Origin of the sequence: Nonomuraea sp. ATR24 (genome assembly GCF_041950485.1) — a bacterium.
GTDB classification, from domain to species: Bacteria; Actinomycetota; Actinomycetes; order Streptosporangiales; family Streptosporangiaceae; genus Nonomuraea; species Nonomuraea ceibae.
On sequence record NZ_JBGNUU010000046.1, the window covers coordinates 1,816 to 3,063 of the forward strand.

Below are 1,248 nucleotides of genomic sequence, written 5' to 3' on the forward strand. Positions count from 1 at the left end.
TCTTGAGGGGATCCCAAGTAGCACGGGGCCCGAGAAATCCTGTGTGAATCTGCCAGGACCACCTGGTAAGCCTAAATACTCCCTGATGACCGATAGTGCACGAGTACCGTGAGGGAAAGGTGAAAAGTGCCCCGGTGAGGGGTCGTGAAAGAGTACCTGAAACCGTGTGCCTACAAGCCGTAGGAGCTTACAGCAGCTTGCTGCTGTGTGATGTGACTGCGTGCCTTTTGAAGAATGAGCCTGCGAGTTATGGTGTGTGGCGAGGTTAACCCGTGTGGGGGAGCCGTAGCGAAAGCGAGTCTGAATAGGGCGTTTGAGTCGCATGCTGTAGACCCGAAGCGGAGTGATCTACGCATGGGCAGGTTGAAGCTCAGGTAAGACTGGGTGGAGGACCGAACCCACCAGGGTTGAAAACCTGGGGGATGACCTGTGTGTAGGGGTGAAAGGCCAATCAAACTCCGTGATAGCTGGTTCTCCCCGAAATGCATTTAGGTGCAGCGTCACGTGTTTCTTGCCGGAGGTAGAGCACTGGATGGCCGATGGGCCCGACAAGGTTACTGACGTCAGCCAAACTCCGAATGCCGGTAAGTGAGAGCGTGGCAGTGAGACTGCGGGCGATAAGGTTCGTAGTCGAGAGGGAAACAGCCCAGATCACCGACTAAGGCCCCTAAGCGTGTGCTAAGTGGGAAAGGATGTGGAGTCGCAGAGACAACCAGGAGGTTGGCTTAGAAGCAGCCACCCTTGAAAGAGTGCGTAATAGCTCACTGGTCAAGTGATTCCGCGCCGACAATGTAGCGGGGCTCAAGTACACCGCCGAAGTCGTGGCATTGATTCTCCTTCGGGGGAGTTGATGGGTAGGGGAGCGTCGTGCAGCCGGTGAAGCGGCAGAGTGATCTAGTCGTGGAGGCTGTGCGAGTGAGAATGCAGGCATGAGTAGCGAATCGAGGGTGAGAAACCCTCGCGCCGGATGACCAAGGGTTCCTGGGCCAGGCTAATCCGCCCAGGGTAAGTCGGGACCTAAGGCGAGGCCGACAGGCGTAGTCGATGGACAACGGGTTGATATTCCCGTACCCGCTTTAACGCGCCCATACTGAACCTCGTGATGCTAAGAGTCCTTAGCTCGCCTAAAGCCTTCGGGCTTGGGGTCAGAGTGAACGCTCGATCCGATCGGGTAGTAGGTAAGCGATGGGGTGACGCAGGAAGGTAGTCCAGCCCAGGCGATGGTAGTCCTGGGGTAAGCATGTAGCC

The 1,248-nt window shown here is 56.8% G+C and carries 1 rRNA gene (only partly in view); it reads left to right on the forward strand.

Annotated elements, in window-relative coordinates:
* Positions 1–1,248: ribosomal RNA gene (locus ACBI99_RS45755) — 23S ribosomal RNA — on the forward strand (its annotated part extends past both window edges: 225 nt to the left, 1,385 nt to the right); the annotation flags it as partial.